This window comes from Arthrobacter sp. JCM 19049 (assembly GCF_001310435.1).
Window position 1 is genome coordinate 1 of record NZ_BAXF01000883.1, and the last position, 615, is coordinate 615.

Annotated in this window: 2 protein-coding genes and 1 pseudogene; 2 read left to right on the forward strand and 1 reads right to left on the reverse strand. The window is 71.4% G+C overall.

Going from position 1 to position 615, the window contains the following annotated elements:
• A partial coding sequence (locus tag JCM19049_RS21670) for a hypothetical protein (protein ID WP_279403494.1) occupies positions 1 to 190 on the reverse strand: 190 nt, incomplete at its 3' end.
• Between the two features lie 3 nt (positions 191 to 193).
• Here JCM19049_RS21670 and JCM19049_RS16905 point away from each other — a divergent pair.
• Positions 194 to 412 carry a hypothetical protein gene (locus JCM19049_RS16905; protein WP_279403495.1) on the forward strand — a complete coding sequence of 73 codons (219 nt, stop codon included), beginning with the start codon at positions 194 to 196 and terminating at the stop codon, positions 410 to 412.
• A gap of 44 nt (positions 413 to 456) precedes the next feature.
• A pseudogene (locus JCM19049_RS21675) lies at positions 457 to 615 on the forward strand (DNA repair protein RadA); the annotation flags it as partial.

Genomic DNA, 615 nt, shown 5'->3' on the forward strand with positions numbered 1-615 from the left:
CGCCGGCACCGCCAGGAATCCGCCAGCTCTCCGAACGCAGTGACCACTTCGATTTGGCCGCCCGCAACCTGCGGGTGGTGGTGCGCCGCCTGGCGGCCGTGCTGAGCCAAAGCGCGCTGAGCGCGAGGGGGCCGAGCAGATCACCGCGCTGCTGCGCGAACTGTCCGAGGCGGTGGGCACGCTGGCGCATTCGGTGCGGGAACCCACCGTGGCCGGGCAGCACAAGTACGAGCGGCTGGCCCGCCACCAGCTGCAGGACTGCGCTGCGAAGCTGGACCCGCACCAGATGGGCATCGAGGGGTTGCAGGGCGAGGGCCTGGTGCTGCTGCTGCGCCCGATGGTGGTGGACCTGCTCAAGCCCGGCGCGGACACCGAGGAGGCCACCTCCGCCCTGCCCCCGCTGCACCGCTAGGCGCCCATGCCCGAACTGTCCGGTCCCGTGGGTAGCATGAATCCATGAGCAAGACCGCGCGTACGAAGAATTCCGCCAAGTTCCGCTGCGCCGAATGCGGCTGGACCACCGCCAAATGGGTGGGGCGCTGCGCCGAATGCCAGGCCTGGGGCACCGTGGAGGAAGTCGGGGTCGTTGCCGCGCGCACCACCGCCGCGGCCCGG